Annotated in this window: 19 protein-coding genes; 11 read left to right on the forward strand and 8 right to left on the reverse strand. The window is 71.0% G+C overall.

Annotation, left to right across the window (positions count from 1 at the left end; translation table 11 throughout):
- Positions 1-132: 132 nt before the first annotated feature.
- Genes AC6CCG_RS15640 through AC6CCG_RS15650 form a run of 3 tightly spaced genes read right to left on the reverse strand, consistent with a single transcriptional unit; the run spans position 133 to position 3433 of the window.
- Positions 133-531: a VOC family protein gene (locus tag AC6CCG_RS15640; RefSeq protein WP_496655499.1), complete on the reverse strand. Its 399-nt coding sequence runs from the start codon at positions 529-531 to the stop codon at positions 133-135.
- A complete protein-coding gene (locus tag AC6CCG_RS15645; RefSeq protein WP_496655500.1) occupies positions 528-1937 on the reverse strand; it encodes a metallopeptidase TldD-related protein in 1410 nt (469 codons plus the stop codon). Before AC6CCG_RS15645 ends, AC6CCG_RS15640 begins: the two co-directional genes overlap by 4 nt.
- Positions 1937-3433: a TldD/PmbA family protein gene (locus AC6CCG_RS15650; RefSeq protein ID WP_496655501.1), complete on the reverse strand. Its 1497-nt coding sequence runs from the start codon at positions 3431-3433 to the stop codon at positions 1937-1939. Before AC6CCG_RS15650 ends, AC6CCG_RS15645 begins: the two co-directional genes overlap by 1 nt.
- 106 nt (positions 3434-3539) lie before the next feature.
- Between AC6CCG_RS15650 and AC6CCG_RS15655 the strand changes: the two genes are divergently transcribed.
- Together AC6CCG_RS15655 and AC6CCG_RS15660 are read left to right on the forward strand one after the other, a co-directional pair.
- Entirely contained in the window at positions 3540-4643 is a 1104-nt protein-coding gene (locus AC6CCG_RS15655) for a serine/threonine-protein kinase (RefSeq protein WP_496655502.1), read from the forward strand.
- 55 nt (positions 4644-4698) lie between these two features.
- Positions 4699-5214 carry a helix-turn-helix domain-containing protein gene (locus AC6CCG_RS15660; RefSeq protein WP_496655503.1) on the forward strand — a complete coding sequence of 172 codons (516 nt, stop codon included), beginning with the start codon at positions 4699-4701 and terminating at the stop codon, positions 5212-5214.
- Between the two features lie 93 nt (positions 5215-5307).
- On the opposite strand, the gene AC6CCG_RS15665 is transcribed toward AC6CCG_RS15660, so the two are convergent.
- A complete protein-coding gene (locus AC6CCG_RS15665; protein WP_496655504.1) occupies positions 5308-7263 on the reverse strand; it encodes a vWA domain-containing protein in 1956 nt (651 codons plus the stop codon).
- Positions 7264-7427: 164 nt separating this feature from the next.
- A complete protein-coding gene (locus AC6CCG_RS15670; protein ID WP_496655505.1) occupies positions 7428-8486 on the reverse strand; it encodes a helix-turn-helix transcriptional regulator in 1059 nt (352 codons plus the stop codon).
- A gap of 89 nt (positions 8487-8575) precedes the next feature.
- Here AC6CCG_RS15670 and AC6CCG_RS15675 point away from each other — a divergent pair, with 89 nt between their 5' ends.
- The 8 genes from AC6CCG_RS15675 to AC6CCG_RS15710 all read left to right on the forward strand — a co-directional run bounded on the left by AC6CCG_RS15675 (position 8576) and on the right by AC6CCG_RS15710 (position 15375).
- The gene (locus AC6CCG_RS15675; RefSeq protein WP_496655506.1) at positions 8576-8896 is read left to right on the forward strand and encodes a hypothetical protein; all 321 of its coding nucleotides are present in this window, start codon (positions 8576-8578) and stop codon (positions 8894-8896) included.
- Positions 8897-8997: 101 nt separating this feature from the next.
- Positions 8998-9477: a GNAT family N-acetyltransferase gene (locus tag AC6CCG_RS15680; protein WP_496656270.1), complete on the forward strand. Its 480-nt coding sequence runs from the start codon at positions 8998-9000 to the stop codon at positions 9475-9477.
- Positions 9478-9513: 36 nt separating this feature from the next.
- Positions 9514-10305 (forward strand): imidazole glycerol phosphate synthase subunit HisF, encoded by a 792-nt coding sequence (hisF, locus tag AC6CCG_RS15685; protein WP_496655507.1) that lies wholly within the window; start codon positions 9514-9516, stop codon positions 10303-10305.
- Positions 10302-11228, forward strand: a complete 927-nt coding sequence (locus AC6CCG_RS15690) for a 2-hydroxyacid dehydrogenase (protein WP_496655508.1) — start codon at positions 10302-10304, stop codon at positions 11226-11228. Before hisF ends, AC6CCG_RS15690 begins: the two co-directional genes overlap by 4 nt.
- On the forward strand, positions 11221-11631 hold the full coding sequence (locus tag AC6CCG_RS15695; protein ID WP_496655509.1) for an HIT family protein: 411 nt from the start codon (positions 11221-11223) through the stop codon (positions 11629-11631). Before AC6CCG_RS15690 ends, AC6CCG_RS15695 begins: the two co-directional genes overlap by 8 nt.
- On the forward strand, positions 11628-12899 hold the full coding sequence (locus AC6CCG_RS15700) for a glycosyltransferase 87 family protein (RefSeq protein ID WP_496655511.1): 1272 nt from the start codon (positions 11628-11630) through the stop codon (positions 12897-12899). The genes AC6CCG_RS15695 and AC6CCG_RS15700 overlap by 4 nt, the downstream gene beginning before the upstream one ends.
- A gap of 11 nt (positions 12900-12910) precedes the next feature.
- Positions 12911-14605, forward strand: a complete 1695-nt coding sequence (gene ilvD / locus AC6CCG_RS15705; protein ID WP_496655512.1) for a dihydroxy-acid dehydratase — start codon at positions 12911-12913, stop codon at positions 14603-14605.
- Positions 14606-14607: 2 nt separating this feature from the next.
- Positions 14608-15375, forward strand: a complete 768-nt coding sequence (locus AC6CCG_RS15710; RefSeq protein WP_496655513.1) for an SDR family NAD(P)-dependent oxidoreductase — start codon at positions 14608-14610, stop codon at positions 15373-15375.
- Positions 15376-15384: 9 nt separating this feature from the next.
- On the opposite strand, the gene AC6CCG_RS15715 is transcribed toward AC6CCG_RS15710, so the two are convergent.
- Genes AC6CCG_RS15715 through AC6CCG_RS15725 form a run of 3 tightly spaced genes read right to left on the reverse strand, consistent with a single transcriptional unit; the run spans position 15385 to position 17030 of the window.
- Positions 15385-16059, reverse strand: coding sequence for an anti-sigma factor family protein (locus AC6CCG_RS15715; protein ID WP_496655514.1), 675 nt, complete (start codon positions 16057-16059; stop codon positions 15385-15387).
- A complete protein-coding gene (locus AC6CCG_RS15720) occupies positions 16059-16574 on the reverse strand; it encodes a sigma-70 family RNA polymerase sigma factor (protein ID WP_496655515.1) in 516 nt (171 codons plus the stop codon). Before AC6CCG_RS15720 ends, AC6CCG_RS15715 begins: the two co-directional genes overlap by 1 nt.
- A gap of 3 nt (positions 16575-16577) precedes the next feature.
- On the reverse strand, positions 16578-17030 hold the full coding sequence (locus AC6CCG_RS15725) for a hypothetical protein (RefSeq protein ID WP_496655516.1): 453 nt from the start codon (positions 17028-17030) through the stop codon (positions 16578-16580).
- Positions 17031-17198: 168 nt separating this feature from the next.
- On the opposite strand from AC6CCG_RS15725, the gene AC6CCG_RS15730 reads away from it, so the two are divergent.
- Positions 17199-17657 (forward strand): QcrA and Rieske domain-containing protein, encoded by a 459-nt coding sequence (locus AC6CCG_RS15730; RefSeq protein WP_496655517.1) that lies wholly within the window; start codon positions 17199-17201, stop codon positions 17655-17657.
- Positions 17658-17678: the final 21 nt, after the last annotated feature.

A 17678-nucleotide genomic window follows, 5' to 3' on the forward strand; every position in this document is an offset into this window, starting at 1 on the left:
GACTCCGGGGTGAGAGAGAGCGACGGGATCGTCTCGGTCACCACGGTCAGCGTGGGATCAGGTGATCACGGGGCTGACGGATGACCGGCAGCCCCGGTCCTGTCTGCCTCCGGAGTCGACACGGCGAGCATGCTAGTCAACCGGGGTGGGGGCGACCAACTCGATTTCGAAGCCGTCGCCGTTGATCACGTACGCGGCGTAGTGCTCCGGCCCGCCGGCATGGGGATGCCGCTCCGGGAACAGCAGCGTCCAGCCATGTCCAGCACCCTCAGCCGCGACCCGGTCGACGACCGCCCGGTCGGCGTTGAGGGCCAGATGGTTCAGTCCGGCCGCCGTCCGGCGATGCGGCCCGGGCAGCACGTCCGGCGACTGTTCGACGACGACGTACGCCCCGTCGGCGGCCCGCCAGGACCGCCCGGCCGGCCAGTTCTGGTACGGCGACCAGCCCAGCTCGCCGAACAACCAGTTCCATTCCGGTTCGGCCCGGGCCAGATCGGTCACCCAGAGTTCGACGTGATGGATCGAACTCAACGCGCCTGGCTGACCGTCGACATGTTGAAGTCGGGCACCCGGACCGGCGGCATGATCGTCCGGGTGAACCAGTCGTTCCACTCCCGGCACAGCGTCTTCTCCGACCGGCCGACCTCGGAGATCCGGGACAGCAGGTCGACCGGCGACTCGTTGAACCGGAAGTTGTTCACCGCTCCGGTGATCTTGCCGTTCTCGATCAGGTAGACGCCGTCGCGGGTCAGCCCGGTCAGCAGGAGGGTCTGCGGATCGACCTCGCGGATGTACCAGAGGCAGGTCAGCAGCAGACCGCGCTCGGTGTCGGCGATCATCTCCTCGATCGTCGCGGTGCCGCCGCCGTCCATGATCAAGTTGTCGATCTCGGCGACGGCCGGTCGACCCGAGGCAGACCTGGCCGCCCAGGCCCGGGTCCGGATCAGCTCGTTGAGGATGCCGTCCTTGACCCATTCGGTACGGGACAGAGGCATCCCGTTGTCGAACACCGAGCTGTTCTCGCCGGAGCTTCCGGTGATCACGAACGGGTCGCACTCGATGCCCGGCTCGGCCGGATCGGACGCCAGCGTGATCGGCAGCGTGCTCAGCCGCTGGCCGATCCGGGTGCCGCCTGCCTTGTCGGAGTAGACGTTCCGGCCCTCTTCGGCGGCCCGCGCGCCGGCCGTCCAGTAGGCGTAGATCATCAGGTCGGCGATCGCGCCGGGCGGCAGGATCGTCTCGTACCGGCCGGGCGGCAGCTCGACCGGGTTGGCGTGCCAGCCCAGCCGCCGGTTGACCTCGGCGACCAGGCCGGGCACGTCGAGGTCGGTGAAGTCGGCGGTCGCCGCGCCGGCCCAGGCCGACGCGGTCAGGTCGGCCGTCTTCGCGTTCAGCTCGAGCCGGCCGCTGCGCTGCACGGACCGCCGGCGCTGGCCGTCGCTGGTGGCGAGATAACTGGTGGTGACGAGGTGCTCGGCGAACCCGAACAGCAGCCGGCCCTCCTCGCCGGCCTGCCGGAACGCCTCGCCGAGTGCCGGCGCGACCGCGGTGAACACGTCGATGTCGGTGCCGGCCGGCGGCTCGTCGAAGTCCGCGTCCGGTTCGCCGGCGGGCAGCGGCTCGGCGGCGTCCTCGGCGGCCGCGGAGGCCCGGGCCGACCGTTCGGCGGCGGCCACCTGACCGGCCACGTCATGATCATCTCCGGCCTGCCGGCTGATCGACCCGGCCGCCCGGCCACCCGCAACGTCGGCGAAGCTGATCACGGTCAGTTCCCGGCCGTGCATCTGGCCGTTGGTGGTGAGCTGGTTGTTGGCCCAGCGCAGGTTGGCCTGGTACGTCTCGCGGACCAGCACCGTGACCGGCAGCGTGGCGGCCGCCAGCGCGTCGGTGATCAACTGCTGCGCCGACGTCTTGGTGCCGGATTCCATCGCTGCCATCACTGGCCCCCCTCGGACACGGTGTTCAGGATGTTGACCTGGCGGAACAGCGCCGACGGGCAGCCGTGCGACACCGGCGCGATCTGGCCGGGCTGTCCCTTGCCACAGTTGAACGCGCCGCCCAGGTAGTACGTCTGCGGTCCACCGACCGCCTCCATCGAGCGCCAGAAGTCGGTCGTCGTCGCCTGGTACGCGACGTCGCGCAGCTGGTGCGTGATCTTGCCGTTCTCGATCGCGTAGAAGCGCTGCCCGGTGAACTGGAAGTTGTAGCGCTGCATGTCGATCGACCAGGACTTGTCGCCGACGATGTAGATGCCGCGGTCGACCCGGCCGATCAGCTCGTCGGTGCTCGGCCCGTTCTCGGCCGGCTGCAGCGAGACGTTCGGCATCCGCTGCATCGGGATGTGGCCGGGGGAGTCGGCGAACGAGCAGCCGTTGGAGCGCAGCCCGCGGGCCGCGGCCATCTGCCGGTTCAGCTGGTAGCCGACCAGGGTGCCGCCGGTGATGATCGGGAAGGTCTGCCCGGCGACGCCCTCGTCGTCGTACCCGACGGTGGCCAGACCATGATCGACTTCCCGGTCACCGGTGACGTTCATCACCTCGCTGCCGTAGTGCAGCGTGCCGAGTTGATCAACGGTGGCGAACGAGGTGCCGGCGTAGGCGGCCTCGTAGCCGAGCGCCCGGTCCAGCTCGGTCGCGTGCCCGATCGACTCGTGGATGGTGAGGTAGAGATTGGTCGGGTCGATCACCAGGTCGTAGCGGCCGGCCTCGACCGAGGGCGCCTTCGCGTGCGCGGCCAGCAGGTCCGGCAGTTCGGCCACCTCGGCGTCGAAGTCCCAGCCGGTCCCGGTCAGGTACTCCCAGCCGCGGCCGGTCGGCGCGGCCAGGGTCCGCATCGAGGCGAAACCATGATCACCGACGCTGATCGCGGTCAGCTCCGGCTGCAGCCGGACCCGTTGCTGGGTCGTCGTGGTGCCGGCCAGGTCGGCGTAGAACTTGTTCTCCAGCACGTACCAGAGCTGGGCCTCGGCGTGGTTCACGCCGTCGGCGGCGAGCAGCCGGTCGCTCAGCTCGATCATCCGGCCGTCCTTCTCGGCGTCGGCCACCTGGAACGGATCGAGCTCGTACGCGGAGACCCAGGTGGCGTCGGCGTAGACCGGTTCCGGCGCCAGCTCCACCCGCTCGGTGGTCAGCGGCTGCGACACCTGGGCGGTCCGGACCGCCTGCTCGGCCAGGCCGGCGGCCGCATCCGTACCGAGGACGATGCCGGCCGCGAAACCCCACGTTCCCTGGTGCACCACCCGGACCGCGAGGCCCAGCGTCTCGTCGTCCACCGCGGTTTCGATCTTGCTGTCACGGTAGTTGCGCAGACTCTGTTTGATCCGTTCGATCCGGACGTCGGCATGCTCGGCGCCGAGGTCTCGGGCCCTGCTCAGGGCTGCGTCGGCGACCGCGCGGAGGGGCAGGTCGGTGAAGGTCTGATCGAGCGCGGGCATGAGGCCGACCCTACCTGCGCGGCCGCTGCCGCGGAGCCGATTTCCGAAGCTGGGCGGACCAGGTGCCAGGTGGCGATCCGCGACGGCGATCGGCGAGGATGGCGGGATGGGAGAGGTGTTCGCCGGCCGGTACGAGCTCGTCGATCTGCTGGACGAGGGCGGCATGGGCACGGTCTGGCGCGCCTGGGATCTGCGCGAGTCCGCGTACCGCGCCGCGAAGGTGTTGAAGCAGTCCGACAGCGCGTCCCTGCTCCGGTTCGTCCGCGAGACGTCCTGGCGGATCGATCACGCCCACGTGATCACGCCGCTCGGCTGGGCCGGCGAGGACGACCGGGTGTTGTTCACGATGCCGTTGGTCCGGGGCGGCACCGCCGCGTTGTTGATCAAGGACTACGGCCGGCTGCCGCCGCTCTGGGCGATCACCCTGCTGGACCAGCTGCTGCAGGCCCTGGCCGCCGTGCACGCGGTCGGCCTGGTGCACCGGGACGTGAAGCCGAGCAACCTGTTGCTGGAGGCGACCGGGCGGGACCGGCCGGTGCTGCGGCTGACCGACTTCGGTATCGCGGCGGCGATCGACGACCCGCGGCTGACCCGGGTGGGCGAGGTGATCGGCACGCCGGGCTACCTGTCCCCGGAGGCCGCGTACGGAGCCGATCCGGACCCGCGGCAGGACCTCTACGCGGCCGGCCTGGTCACCCTCGAACTCCTCACCGGCGTCAAGCCGGGCTCCTGGCCGGAGATCCCGGCCGACCTGCAGGCCGGTCCGCTCGGCCCGCTGCTGGGTCGCCTGCTGGCGCCCGACCCGGCCGACCGGATCAGCTCCGCCGAGCAGGCGCGGGCCGAGTTGGCGACGATCCGGTGGTGGGGCGACCCGGGCGCCGAGATCGAGGTGTTCGACCAGCTGCCGGCGCTGCCGCCGGGCTGGTCGCCGGACGGGCCGGCGACCCGAGCCCGGCCGCAGCCTTCCGGACCGTCGGCCGCCTCGGCCACCAGCGCGCCCGGGCCGGTGCCGCCGCCGCAGGGCAGACCCGCGCAGCCCTCGACCAAGCCCGATCCGGTCCCGTACGCCCCGGCGCCGCGGGACGTGGCGACCTCGCCGCGGGCCGCGCTGGCCCCCGACCGGCGGCGCCGGCTGACCGGGATCGCGATCGGCGCGGTCGGACTCGGCGCCGTCTGTCTCGTCGTCGCGCTGGTGTTGCTGCTGACCTGAGCGGCCGTGTCTCGTAGGCTTGGGCTCTTCACGGATGCAAACGGAGGTCGGTTCGATGGCGGCACCGGACGAGGTCGAGCGGGCACGTACGGAGCAGACCAGGTTGTACGGCGACACCCTGCAGCAACTGGTCGGGCGCTACTGCGCGGCGCTCGGGCTCAGCCAGGGCAAGCTGGCCGAACTGCTCGGCGTCTCGGCGCCGATGCTGTCCCAGTTGATCAACGGGCACCGGGTGAAGCTGGCCAACCCGGCCAGCGGGGAGCGGCTCCGGTTGCTGCACGAGGCCGTGATCGACGTCGAGCTGGGCCGGCTCACCGCGGCCGAGGCGATGGCCCAGGTCACCGAGGACCGGTCCGGCGACGTGCTCACGGCCCGGACCCGCTCGGTGTCGCGGAACACCGTCCGCCAGGTGCAGGAGGTGTTCCGGCTCGCCGCCGGCGCCGACGAGTACGCGGCCGTGGCAGCACAGATCCGCGACCGCCATCCCGCGGTCGCGGACCTGTTGCTCGCCTACGGGGTGTCCCGCACCGACGACGCCCTGCGCCATTTCGCCCGGATCACCGAGTCCTGAGTCCGGACCACCGGAGCGATCCCTGGAACGTGCCCTGAGCCTGTCGAAGGGCTGATGATCTCGGCCCTTCGACAAGCTCAGGGGGCGTGGTGATCAGTGGCGGCGGAGCCAGACCAGGAGACCGGTGCCGCCGCCGACCAGGACCACCGCGCCGGTGACCAGGGCCGCGGTCAGCCCGACCGGCGGGCCGGGCCGGTCGTCGTTCGCCGTACCGTCTCCGGAGCCACCGTTCCCCGGCTGACCGTTGCCGTCGGACGGCGGGTTCGACACCGGCGGTTCAGCCGATTCGCTGGCCGGAGGCAGGGTCGAAGGAGTCTCGGACGGGGTGGTCTCCGGCGTCGGCGTCTGGCTCGGCGGGGGAGCGTCCTGGGCGTACTGCGGCGCTCCGTTCGGCGTGCCGATCACGCCGACGGTCAGCGTCATCGGCAGCGCGAAGGCGGGTTCGTCCTCGGCCTCCCGGTCGAGCTGGACGGTGACGTAGAACTCGCCGGCCAGCGCGTTGTTCTGCTCGTCGTCGCCGGAGCCGTCCCGGTTGGCCCAGCGGACCTCCTTGGTCTGTACGGCCACCTCGTTGCCCTGGCGGGAGACGATGGACTGGTAGCCGGCCGGCTCGCCCTTGCCGAAGATCGCCTTCGCGGGACCGCCGTACGGGGACAGGACACCCACCGCGTAGCGCCGGGCGCCGCGGGCCACCCACTCGTCGGCCTTGGCCAGCTTCGCGATCTGGCCGAGCACCTGGATCCGCTGGCCCCAGTCCGCCTTCACCTTGAAGACCTGGATCTCGCCCGGCATCACGTCGACCCGGTACGTGCCCGAGGTGATCGTCGGCGCGTCGGCGAACGCGCTGCCCGGCTGGACCGCCTTCGGGCTGCGCGGAGCCATCGACTGCCAATGCGGATCGTCCACCTCGGGCGGCAGCCCGACCCTGGTCGCCACCGGCGGCTCCTCGTACACCCGGAGTTGGAACTTCTGCCCGGCCAGGCTGTCGGAGAAGTCGGTGAAGCCGACCTGGAGCAGGAACTCGGTCGCCGCGAGGCAGTCCTTGTTCTTGGTGTGGCTGCTGACGACGCCGCTGAGCAGCATCCGGGAATGCTTGCCGCCCAAGGCCGACGGGTAGGCCCAGCCACAGGTCTCGTCCAGGTCCTCCGGCAGCACCAGCTTCATGGCGAGCTGGGTCCGCGAGGAGGGCGCCTGCAGGCTCGCGCCGATCCAGAACGTCGACTGCGCCTTGGTCCGCTTCAGCCGGTAGTACTTGACTGCCTCGGCCTCGGACGGCAGCTTGTCGATCCACGAACCAGGCCCGAGATCGGGCGCCGTGGCCGGCTCCTCGCTGCCGGTGATCGGGGTCCCGCCGAGCCGGAACGGGCGGAAGGCCCGGGTGGACAGCCGGCTCAGGCTCTCCTCGAGCTCCTCGGTGTCGTCGGCGTCGTAGTAGTCGCCGTTGCCCTTGTCGGCGACGCAGCGCAGTTGCCGCTCAGCCTTGCCGGAGACGTTGAACCCGACCACGTCGATCTTCAGGTCGATCCCCGCGTCGGCGATCTTCTGGGCGACCGGGCACGGGTCGGGCACGCAGGTCTCCTCGCCGTCGGAGACCAGCAGAATCGTCCGCTGTCCCTCCGAGCCGAGATCCTTCGCCGCCTGCTCCAGCGAGTACGCGATCGGCGTCTCCCCGTACGGCTTGTACTTCCCGATCGCCGCCTTCAGCTGCGCCTGGTTCCCGGTGCCGATCGGGACGACCAACTGGGTGTCCTGACAGGCGCCCTTGTCCTTGCGATCGAAGACCGTCGCGCCGTACACCCGCATGCCCACCTGGGCCTCGTCGGGCAACGAGTCGACGACGCCGGTGAGCGCCTTCTTGGCCGCCTCGATCTTGGTCCTGCCGTCCCCGGCCTTCTCCTTCATCGACCCGGACGAGTCGAGGACGAGCAGCAGCTTGCCGCTGCCGTCCTCGGCCGCCGCCGGCACCGTCCCGGCCAGGGCCGCGGTCAGCAGGACCAGCCCACCGAGGGCCACGGCGACACACCGCCGGAGTCGTGATCGCTTGTTCATGTCGTCCTCCCCGCGATCGACATTTTACGAGTGCAAATCTGTCTTTACTATTGCAAACACGCGGGTCATTGGCAAACGCACTCGTCGCGAGTCTCCGCTCGGTCGGGCCGAGCGCCGCGAGCATCGCACATCGGAGGTGCTCCGACCCAACGATCCGAAGGAACTCAGTGCCCGAAGGCCCGGCCGATCAGGGCGGACCGGTGGCGGACTCCGGTCTTGTCGAAGATCGAGCGCAGGTGGTCCTGCACAGTGTGTTCGGAGAGGTACAGCCGGGCCGCGAGATCACGGGTGTCCGGGCCGCCGGCGAGCGTGATCAGCAGTTGCCGTTCACGCGGACTGAGCCCGTACGCCCTCGCGAACACCTCCGCGCGGTGGGTCGGTTCCGTGCGTTCGATGCTGACGGCGAGGTCGCGGTCGTCGCTGGCGCCGGCCGCCGGTTCGAGGCCGATCCGGGCGGCGCGCAGCGTGACCCAGCGGCCGGCGTCGAGATGGACCCGGGTCACTGGGGGATGGAGGTCGATCCCCGCTTCCCGCGCGAGCAGTTGGGCCGCGACGTTGTAGGCGCCCGCTGGCACCGGGTCGTCGCCGGCCTCCGGTGGGACCAGCAGCCGGAGCGCGGTCGAGGTCGGACCCGTCTGCGCCCGTACGGCGAGGTCCGCTCCGAGCAGCAGGACCATCGGCCCGCCCTCGTACGCGGGACCCTCGGCGGCGAAGCTCCGGGCCACCGCTCCGCGCAGGGCCCGGGCGAGCAGCCCGGCCAGGGTCCGGACGTAGGAGATCTCGCCCGGCCCGAACGGGGTGCCGGACCGCCAGAGGTCGAGGAATCCCCAACAGCCGTGGCGATCCCGGAAGACGGCCGACAGTACGTCGGTGATCCCGTACCGGCAGAGCAGGTCGCGCCAGATGCGGCTCTCGCCGAGTTCGCCGCCGGTGGCCTGCCACAGACTGGCGGCCGCGGCAGGGAGTTCGGTCCAGCGGTTCACCGCGGTGAGGTACTTGAGCTTGATCGCCGCCGGCAGTTCCGGTAGCCATGGCACGTCAGCCAGTGGGGACCCACCCACCTCCGTCTGCGGATCGGTGATCAGCCAGGCGTACGCGTCGAAGCCGATCACCGCCCGGAGCTGGGCCAGCACCTCGAGCCGGACTTCGCGGGCGTCCAACCGTGCGGCACAGATCCGTTCGATCCGTGCCCTGGCCCGGGCCCACGGCGGCTGCGTCGCCACGACTCGAGCGTACGCCCGAAATCTCCCGGAAATCGCGGATGGTGCCGAACCTCAGGCGGGTCCTACGGTCGAAGCGACAACCTCACTCCATGATCACGAAGGAGCAGATCATGATCACGTTGCACATCGAACACAGGATCAGCGACTACCCGACCTGGCGCCGGGCCTTCGACCGGTTCCGGGACGTACGGGAGCGGTCCGGAGTCCTGGCCGACCGGGTTCGCAGCCCGCTCGACGATCCCCAGACGCTGATCATCGAACTGGACTTCGCCACGACCGAACAGGCCTTGAGGTTCCGTGACTTCCTGGTCAGCAAGGTCTGGTCGTCCGCGGACTCCGCCCCAGCTCTGGTCGGCGACGCGGCCACCCGGCTGCTGCGTCGGCCCGAGGACGAAGCGGAGGACGCCTGACCTGGCCGCCTCGCGACAGTCCGTTCCTCCGCGGGCAGGTCGGCCGGACAAACTCGATTGCGCCGCGGGATCCGGTCGATGAGTGTGTGCCGGTGATCAGGATGAAGGTGTTGACTCCGGCCGACTGGAGGCTGTGGCGGGAATTGCGGCTGGCGTCGCTGCGTGACGCCCCGTACGCCTTCGGCTCGAAGCTGGCGGACTGGGAGGACGCGCCGGAGCACCGCTGGGGGGAGCGGCTGGAATTCCCGTGGCTGCACCTCGCGGCCCTCACGGAGGACCGGGCGGTCGGCGTCGCCTGCGGGCGCCTGGCCGAGGAGCCGGGCGTCGCGGAGCTGATGTCGTTCTGGGTTGCACCTGAGGTCCGCGGGCAGGACGTCGCCGCGACGCTGGTCGAGACCGTGGAGCAGTGGGCGTCGGAGCGCGGCTGCGGCAGGCTCCGGCTCGGCGTGTGGTCGGACAACGCCCGCGCCATCGCCTTCTACCGCCGGGCCGGCTTCACCGAGGTCGAGCGTCCCGGCGACCGGGTCGTCGACGGGCGCCGCGAACTGAGCTTCGAGAAGAGGCTCGGCGAGTCGGAATAGGGTAGGCGCCGTGAACCTCATCCCACGGAGGCCGGCATGACGGTCGCGGTCCGTGTCATTCCCTGCCTCGACGTCCACGGCGGACGCGTGGTCAAGGGGGTCAACTTCGTCGACCTGCGCGACGCCGGCGACCCGGTCGAACTCGGGTCCGTGTACGACGCCGAGGGGGCCGACGAACTCACCTTCCTCGACATCTCCGCCTCGGTCGAGGGTCGGGAGACGACGCTCGAGGTGGTCCGGCGGACCGCGGAGACCGTGTTCATCCCGCTCACGGTCGGCGGCGGGGTCAGCTCGGTCGCCGACGTCGACACCCTGCTCCGCGCCGGCGCCGACAAGGTCGCGATCAACACCGGCGCGATCCACCGGCCCGAGGTGATCGGCGAGATCACCCGGCGGTTCGGCAACCAGGTGCTGGTGCTCTCGGTCGACGCGCGCCGGAGTCCGGACCAGCCGTCCGGGTTCGAGGTGACCACCCACGGCGGCCGGAAGAGTGCCGGCCTGGACGCGATCGAATGGGCCCGCCGCGGGGTCGACCTCGGGGTGGGGGAGATCCTGCTCAACTCCATGGACGCCGACGGGACCACGTCCGGCTTCGATCTGGACATGATCGCCGCGGTACGAGCCGTGGTCGACGTCCCGTTGATCGCCTCCGGCGGCGCGGGCCGGGCCGAGGACTTCCCGCCCGCCGTCGATGCGGGAGCCGATGCCGTGCTGGCGGCCAGCGTGTTCCACTTCGGTACGCTGCGGGTCGCCGACGTGAAGGCGGCCCTCGCCGCCGCCGGCTACCCGGTTCGCACGCCCGTCGGCGCCGGAGGTGCACCCGCATGACCCGTCGCGTCTGGCTGCCCTTCCGGGACCTCGCCGAGGCCGAGCGCCGGCTCGGCGGCATCCCGGACGGGCTCGAGGTGGACTGCTTCCCCGGCGACGGTGCCTGGCCGGACTCCATCGCCGAGGTGGAGTTCTACGTGCTGTCCAAGTCGCCGAAGGAGGCGTTCTCCCGGGCGTCGGAGATGACGAACCTGAAGATCGCCCAGATCCTCTACGCCGGGTACGAGGGCGTCCTGCCGCACGTGCCCGAGGGCGTCACGCTGTGCAACGGCGGCGGCATCCACGACACCGCGACCTCCGAGCTGGCGATCGCGCTGGCGCTGGCCAACGGCCGGCACCTGGACGAATTCGCGCGGAACCAGGCCGAGGGGGTGTGGCGCGGCCGGATGGGCGTCGGGCTGGCCGACCAGCGGGTGCTGATCCTCGGCTACGGCCGGATCGGCGCGGCCATCGAGCGACGGCTGGCCGGGTTCGAGGTCGCCTCGGTGACCCGGGTCGCCCGCCGAGCCCGTACCGAACCTGAGGTGCAGCCGGTCGACCGGCTGCCGGACCTGCTGCCGGAGGCCGACATCGTGTTCGTGATCGCGCCGCTGACGCCGCAGACCGAGCGAATCATCGATGCCGCCGCGCTGAAGCTGCTGCCGGACAACGCCCTGGTGGTCAACGTCGCCCGCGGCCGGCTGATCGACACCGACGCCCTGGTGGCCGAGACGAGCACCGGCCGGATCCGGGCCGCGCTCGACGTCACCCACCCCGAGCCGCTGCCGCCGGACCATCCGCTCTGGCGCATTCCCGGGGTGACGATCGTGCCGCACGTCGGCGGTGCCAGCTCCGCGGGCGAGCCGCGCTCCGACCGCTTCCTGGCGAACCAACTGCGCCGGTTCGCCGCCGGTGAGGAACTGGAGAACGTGATCAATGGCTGATTGTGTCTTCTGCAAGATCATCAGCGGGGAGTTCCCGTCCCGCCGGGTGTACGAGGACGATCATGCGATCGCGTTCCTCGACCTGCAGCCGTGGCACCGGGGGCACACCCTGGTGGTGCCGCGCGAGCACGTGACCAGCGTGGTCGAGGGTGCTCCGGTGATGGCCGACCTCGGCCCGGCGATCGACACCTGCGCCCGGCTGCTGGTGGACCGGCTCGGCGCCGACGGGCTCAACCTCTCCTCGTCGGCCGGGGCGGTGGCCGGCCAGGAGGTGTTCCATCTGCACGTCCATCTGATCCCGCGCTACGCCGACGCCCCCGGCCTGCGGAATCTGATCAACCCGAAGCCGACCGAGCCGGAAGAGCTGGACGCCGTGCTGGCGCAGATCAACGGAGCCGCATGACCTTGACCAAGGACCAGGAGACGATCATGCCGCGGGTCACCGGCCGCAGCCTCGGCCGGCTGGCTCTCGAGCTGCTGCCGCCGTTCGCCGTCGCGTTGGTGATCTTGCCGTTCGTGATCTCCTTCGACGGCAGCTACTTCCCCTGGGAGCCGCAGACGATCGACCTCCAGGTGTACGTCTACGCGGTCAAGGATCTCCTGGCCGGCAAGGACATCTTCGCCACCACGACGCCCGGCTGGGGCCTCTACTTCATCTATCCGCCGATCGCGGCGATCCTGATGATCCCGCTCGCCTTCGGCCCGTACGTCATGTGGCAGGTGCTCTGGACGCTCGGCCTGGTTGCGGCCCAGCAGACCGTGCTGCGGCGTTGTGGGGTGCCGCGCGGCTGGAAGCTCGCGGTGATCGGGATCGTCGTGGTCCTCGCGGTGGAGCCGATCCGGACGACGCTCGGGTACGGCCAGGTGAACACCCTGCTGATGGCCCTCGTGGTGATGGACCTGCTGCCGGACCGGCCGGGGGAGCGGCGGCTGCTGCCGCGCGGCATCCTGATCGGCCTGGCCGCGGCGATCAAGCTCACGCCGGCGCTGTTCGTGATCTTCGCGTTCCTGATCGGGAAGCGCCGGACCGCGATCACCGCCATGATCAGCTTCGCCGTGCTGACCGGGATCGGCGCGATCTTCCTCTGGCCCCAGACGGTGTCGTTCTTCGGCGGGCTGCTGGGCGGCGACACCCGGACCGCCTCGCCGCTCTACGTCGGCAACCAGTCACTGCTCGGCGTGTTCTTCCGGCTGTTCGGCGACTCCCGGGCGATCACCCTGGCCGGGCTCGCGATCGGCGGTCTGATCGCGCTGACCGGCACCGTGATCGCGGCGCAGTGGTGGCGCCGCCGGCAGTACGCCTTCGCGATCGGCATCGTCGGCCTGAGCACCTGCCTGGCCTCGCCGCTGTCCTGGACGCACCACTTCGTCTGGATCCTGCCGCTCGCCGTCGCGGTGGCGCTCCGGGTGCCGCGGCCGCTGCCGCTGGAGCCGTTGCCCCGGTGGACCAAGATCATGGCCGGTGCCTGGGTGGTCTGGGTCTGTGCCTGCCCGCCGCTCGCCCTGCTGCCGTACGGGCAGGGCAAGGAACTCGCCTACTCGGCGCTGCAGGATCTGGTCGGCCTGATCGGGCCGGTGCTCGGCGCGACCCTGATCGTCGCGCTGGCCGTCGCGGAACTGCGCCGCAACGCGGCCCGGACCACCGGGAAGCACGCGGTGACCGGGGCGTAGATTACGGCCCTATGACCACCGACACGACCCCCGGTCCCGACATCAAGCCGCGCTCCCGCGTGGTGACCGACGGCCTCGAGGCCACGGCGGCCCGCGGCATGCTCCGCGCGGTCGGGATGGGCGACGAGGACTTCGCGAAGCCGCAGGTCGGCGTCGCGTCCAGCTGGAACGAGATCACCCCCTGCAACCTGTCCCTGGACCGGCTCGCCAAAGCGGTCAAGGACGGCGTCCACGCGTCCGGCGGCTACCCGCTGGAGTTCGGCACCATCTCGGTGTCGGACGGGATCTCGATGGGCCACGTCGGCATGCACTACTCGCTGGTCAGCCGGGAGATCATCGCCGACTCCGTGGAGACCGTGATGGAGGCCGAGCGGCTGGACGGGTCGGTGCTGCTGGCCGGCTGCGACAAGTCGCTGCCCGGCATGCTGATGGCCGCCGCGCGGCTGGACCTGTCCTCGGTGTTCCTCTACGCCGGTTCGATCATGCCCGGCCGGGTGGGTGACAAGGACGTGACGATCATCGACGCCTTCGAGGCGGTCGGTGCCTGCGTCCGAGGCTTGATCACCCGCGAGGAGGTCACCGAGATCGAGAAGGCGATCTGCCCCGGTGAGGGCGCCTGCGGCGGCATGTACACGGCGAACACCATGGCCAGCGCGGCCGAGGCGCTGGGCATGTCGCTGCCCGGCTCGGCCTCCCCGCCGGCGGTGGCGCGCCGCCGTGACACGTACGCGCGGCAGAGTGGCGAGGCCGTCGTCGAGCTGCTCCGGCGCGGCATCACGGCGCGGCAGATCATGACCAAGGAGGCGTTCGAGAACGCGATCGCCGTGGTGATGGCCTTCGGCGGCTCCACCAACGCGGTGCTGCACCTGCTCGCGATCGCCAACGAGGCCGAGGTCGAGCTGAGCCTGGACGACTTCGTCCGGGTCGGCAAGAAGGTGCCGCACCTGGGCGACCTGAAGCCGTTCGGCCGGTTCGTGATGAACGACGTCGACCGGGTCGGCGGCGTGCCGGTGGTGATGCGGGCGCTGCTCGACGCCGGGCTGCTGCACGGCGACTGCCTGACCGTGACCGGCAAGACGCTGGCCGAGAACCTGGCCGACATCAACCCGCCGGACGTCGACGGCACCATCGTCCGGGCGCTGTCGAACCCGATGCACCCGACCGGTGGCATCACGATCCTCAGCGGGTCGCTGGCGCCGGAGGGCGCGGTGGTGAAGAGCGCCGGCTTCGACACCGAGGTGATCACCGGGACGGCGCGGGTGTTCGACGGCGAGCGGGCCGCGATGGACGCGCTGGAGGACGGCACGATCACCGCCGGCGACGTCGTGGTGATCAGGTACGAGGGCCCGAAGGGCGGCCCCGGCATGCGCGAGATGCTGGCGATCACCGGAGCGATCAAGGGCGCCGGCCTCGGCAAGGACGTCATGTTGATCACCGACGGCCGGTTCTCCGGCGGCACCACCGGCCTCTGCGTCGGCCACATCGCCCCCGAGGCCACCGAGGGCGGCCCGATCGCCCTGATCGAGAACGGCGACAAGATCACGCTCGACGTCGCCAACGGCAAACTCGACGTGGACCTGTCCGCCGACGAACTGCAGCGCCGGCGCGAGGCCTGGACCCCGCTCGAGCGGCCGGCCCCGCGGGGCGTGCTGGCCAAGTACGCCAAGCTGGTCCAGTCCGCCAACGTCGGCGCCATCTGCACCTGATCATGGAACCGGCCGGCATCGTGGTGACCGGCGGCGGCCAGGGCATCGGCCGGGCCGCCGTCGAACGCCTGCTCGCCGACGGCAACCGGGTGATCATCATCGAGCTCGATCCGGCGGTCACCGCCTGGACCGATGATCATCCGGCGGCCGATCGCCTCGGCGTCGTCACCGGCAGCGCCGCCGATCCGGCGGTGACCGAACGCGCGGCCGACCTGGCCGGCCCGTTGGCCGGCTGGGTGAACAACGCCGCCGTGTTCCGGGACGCCTCAGTGCACGCCGACCCGCCGGAGGCCGTACTCGACGCGGTCACGCTGAACCTGGCTCCGGCCGTGGTCGGCTGCACGACCGCCGTCCGCCGCTTCCGGTCCGCCGGCACCCCGGGCGCGATCGTCAACGTGTCCTCGCACCAGGCGAAGCAGGCGGTGCCCGGCGCGACCCCGTACGCGACGGCGAAGGCGGCCGTCGAGGGCCTGACCCGAGCCCTGGCCGTCGAGTACGGCCGGGACGGGATCCGGGTCAACTGCGCCGCCCTCGGCTCGATCACCACCGCCCGCTACGAGCGCTACCTGGACGACCTCGGCCCCGACGGCGCCGCCGCCACCGAACGCGAGATGGCCGCCATCCACCCGCTCGGCCGGGTCGGCCGCCCCGAAGAGGTCGCCGCCACCATCGCCTTCCTGCTCTCACCCGACTCCGGCTTCATCACCGGCGCCGTCGTCCCGGTCGACGGCGGCCGTACCGTCCTCGCCCGTGACCCCGAGGCCCGCTGACGGTCCCGCTCAGGGCTTGAGGCTGAGCAGCGTCTTGTTCGAGGTGGTCCGGACCTCGATGGAGGCGATCTCGCTGATCGAGTGCGAGGTGGCGGCGGGGAAGCGGGCGTCCTGGCCGGGCTTCACCCGCCAGGCGCCGACCTGTTCCTCGGAGCCGTCCTTGGCGACGACGACGAGTAGGTAGACGCCGCTCTTGTTGTAGCCGGGGCGCTTCTCGTACATGCAGTGCATGTCGACCTTGGTGCCCCAGTCGACCTGCTCCAGGCCGATGGTGGCCCAGACCGGGGCGTTGCTGACCGGGCTCATGGTCGCGGTCGGAATGGCGGTCGGTTCGTCGCCGACCACCGGGCGGAAGATGATCATGAACGCCAGGGCCAGGCAGGCGGCCGCGGCCAGGACGGACGTTCCGATCGTGATCATCCGGCGGCGCAGCCGCTCACCGCGCACCCGGTCCAGCAGCTTGGGCAGCAGGTCGTCGGGCGGCAGTTCCGGGCGCTCGGCGTCGGTCGGCAGCAGCGAGGGCGGCACCTGGGCGAGCAGTCCGGGCATCCCGGCCAGTTCCCGGACCGCGTTCGCGCAGTCCGGGCATTCCCGCAGATGCTGTTCGTACTCCTGCCGGTCCTTCGGCGAGAGTGCGCCGAGGACATACGCGGCGTCGTAGGACGCGAACCTGTCCTGTGGCATCACTCGGTCACCCCCATCTCCTCCAACGCGAGCCGCAGGGCTCGCAACGCGTAGTGCAGCCGCGACTTGACCGTGCCCTCCGGCACCCCGATCCGGTGCGCCGCCTCCGCGACCGAATGGCCGCGGTAGTGGCATTCGACGACCACTTCGCGGTGGGCCGGCGAGAGCCGTTCCAGGGCCTCGGCGATGCTGAACACCAGCATGGACCGCTCGGCCTCGTCGTCGGCCACCGCATACCGCCCGGTGCCCGGCAGTTCGGCGACCGGCACCTCGCTGCGCGCCCGTACGGTGCGCCACTCGTCGATCACGATCCGCTTGGCCACGGTGAACAGCCACGACCGTGCTGAGTCGGCGTCCAGCACGTCCGGATGCCGCCAGGCCCGCAGCATGGTCTCCTGGACGACGTCCTCGGCCCGGGCCCGGTCGCCGCCGGTCAGCCGCAGGGCGTACCACCAGAGCGCGGCTGCATGATCATCATGCAGCCGGCGCATCAGCTCCGCCTGGCCGTCCGGCACCCGTCACCCCACGGTGTTCGCTCTGGTACGGGATCGTAGCCAGGCCACCATCAGCACGACACCACCGACGGCCGCCACGATCTCCGACACCGCGGCGAGCACGGCCTGCGCGTCCCAGGTCTGCTCCCGTACCCCGAACAGGCCGACGGTCGCCGAGATCAGGTACGCGGCGAACGTGGCCGCCCCGAAGCCGGCCGCGACGAAGGCCAGGAACCAGTGCCGGACGATCAACAACCCGACCCCGATGATCAAGCCGGCCACCACGTTGACCAGGAACAGCGGACCGATTACCGGGATGTCGGCGAACCCGTCCAGGTAGAGCACCAGGTGGATGTCGGCCGACAGCAGCACGGCCGCGGCCACCAGGCCCCGGACCACCTGCAGCGCGGGCGTGGCCTCGGCGGTCACGATCGACCCGCCCGCGGGCAGCCGTCGTGTCGCAACGGACTCACTCATCTCGAACCTCCCACCGAACGTTTCGACACCGAGAGATACGGGGTCGGCGGCGCCGGCGTTCAATCCGGGTTCAGAAAATTTCGCGGTACGGGTGAACCGGGGCGGTCCGGCCCCCGTAGTGAGGGGTGTTCCCCGACCCCCAGCTCGACCACGAGAAAGGGCACGACCATGGAGTTCAGCACGCATCCGACCCGCCGCCAGATGATGGTCGGAGTCGGCGCCGGCGCGCTCGCCCTGGCCGGTTGCAGTCCCACGGCCACCGAGACCGGAACCCCCGGCGGACCGGCGAGTCAGCCCGCGGAGGGCGGCGAGTCCGGCCAGCCGAAGGAGGGCACCACGCTGACGGCGTTGGACCAGGTCAAGGTCGGCGAAGCCGTACTCGTCAAAGCCGACGGCGCCGACGTTCTGGTCTGCCGGCACTCGGACTCGGAGGCGGTCGCGTTCAGCGCGATCTGCACGCACAAGGGCTGCACCGTGGAGCCGAGCGGCCAGGAGTTGATCTGCCCGTGCCACCAGTCGAAGTTCAGCCCGTCCGACGGCGCGGTGCTCGGCGGCCCGGCCTCGGCTCCGCTGGCCAAGATCGACGTCCATGTGAAGTCGGGACAGGTCGTCACCGGTACGGCCTGAGGCGGCGTTTGGCACACTCGA

The organism is Microlunatus sp. YIM B11417 (genome assembly GCF_059617205.1).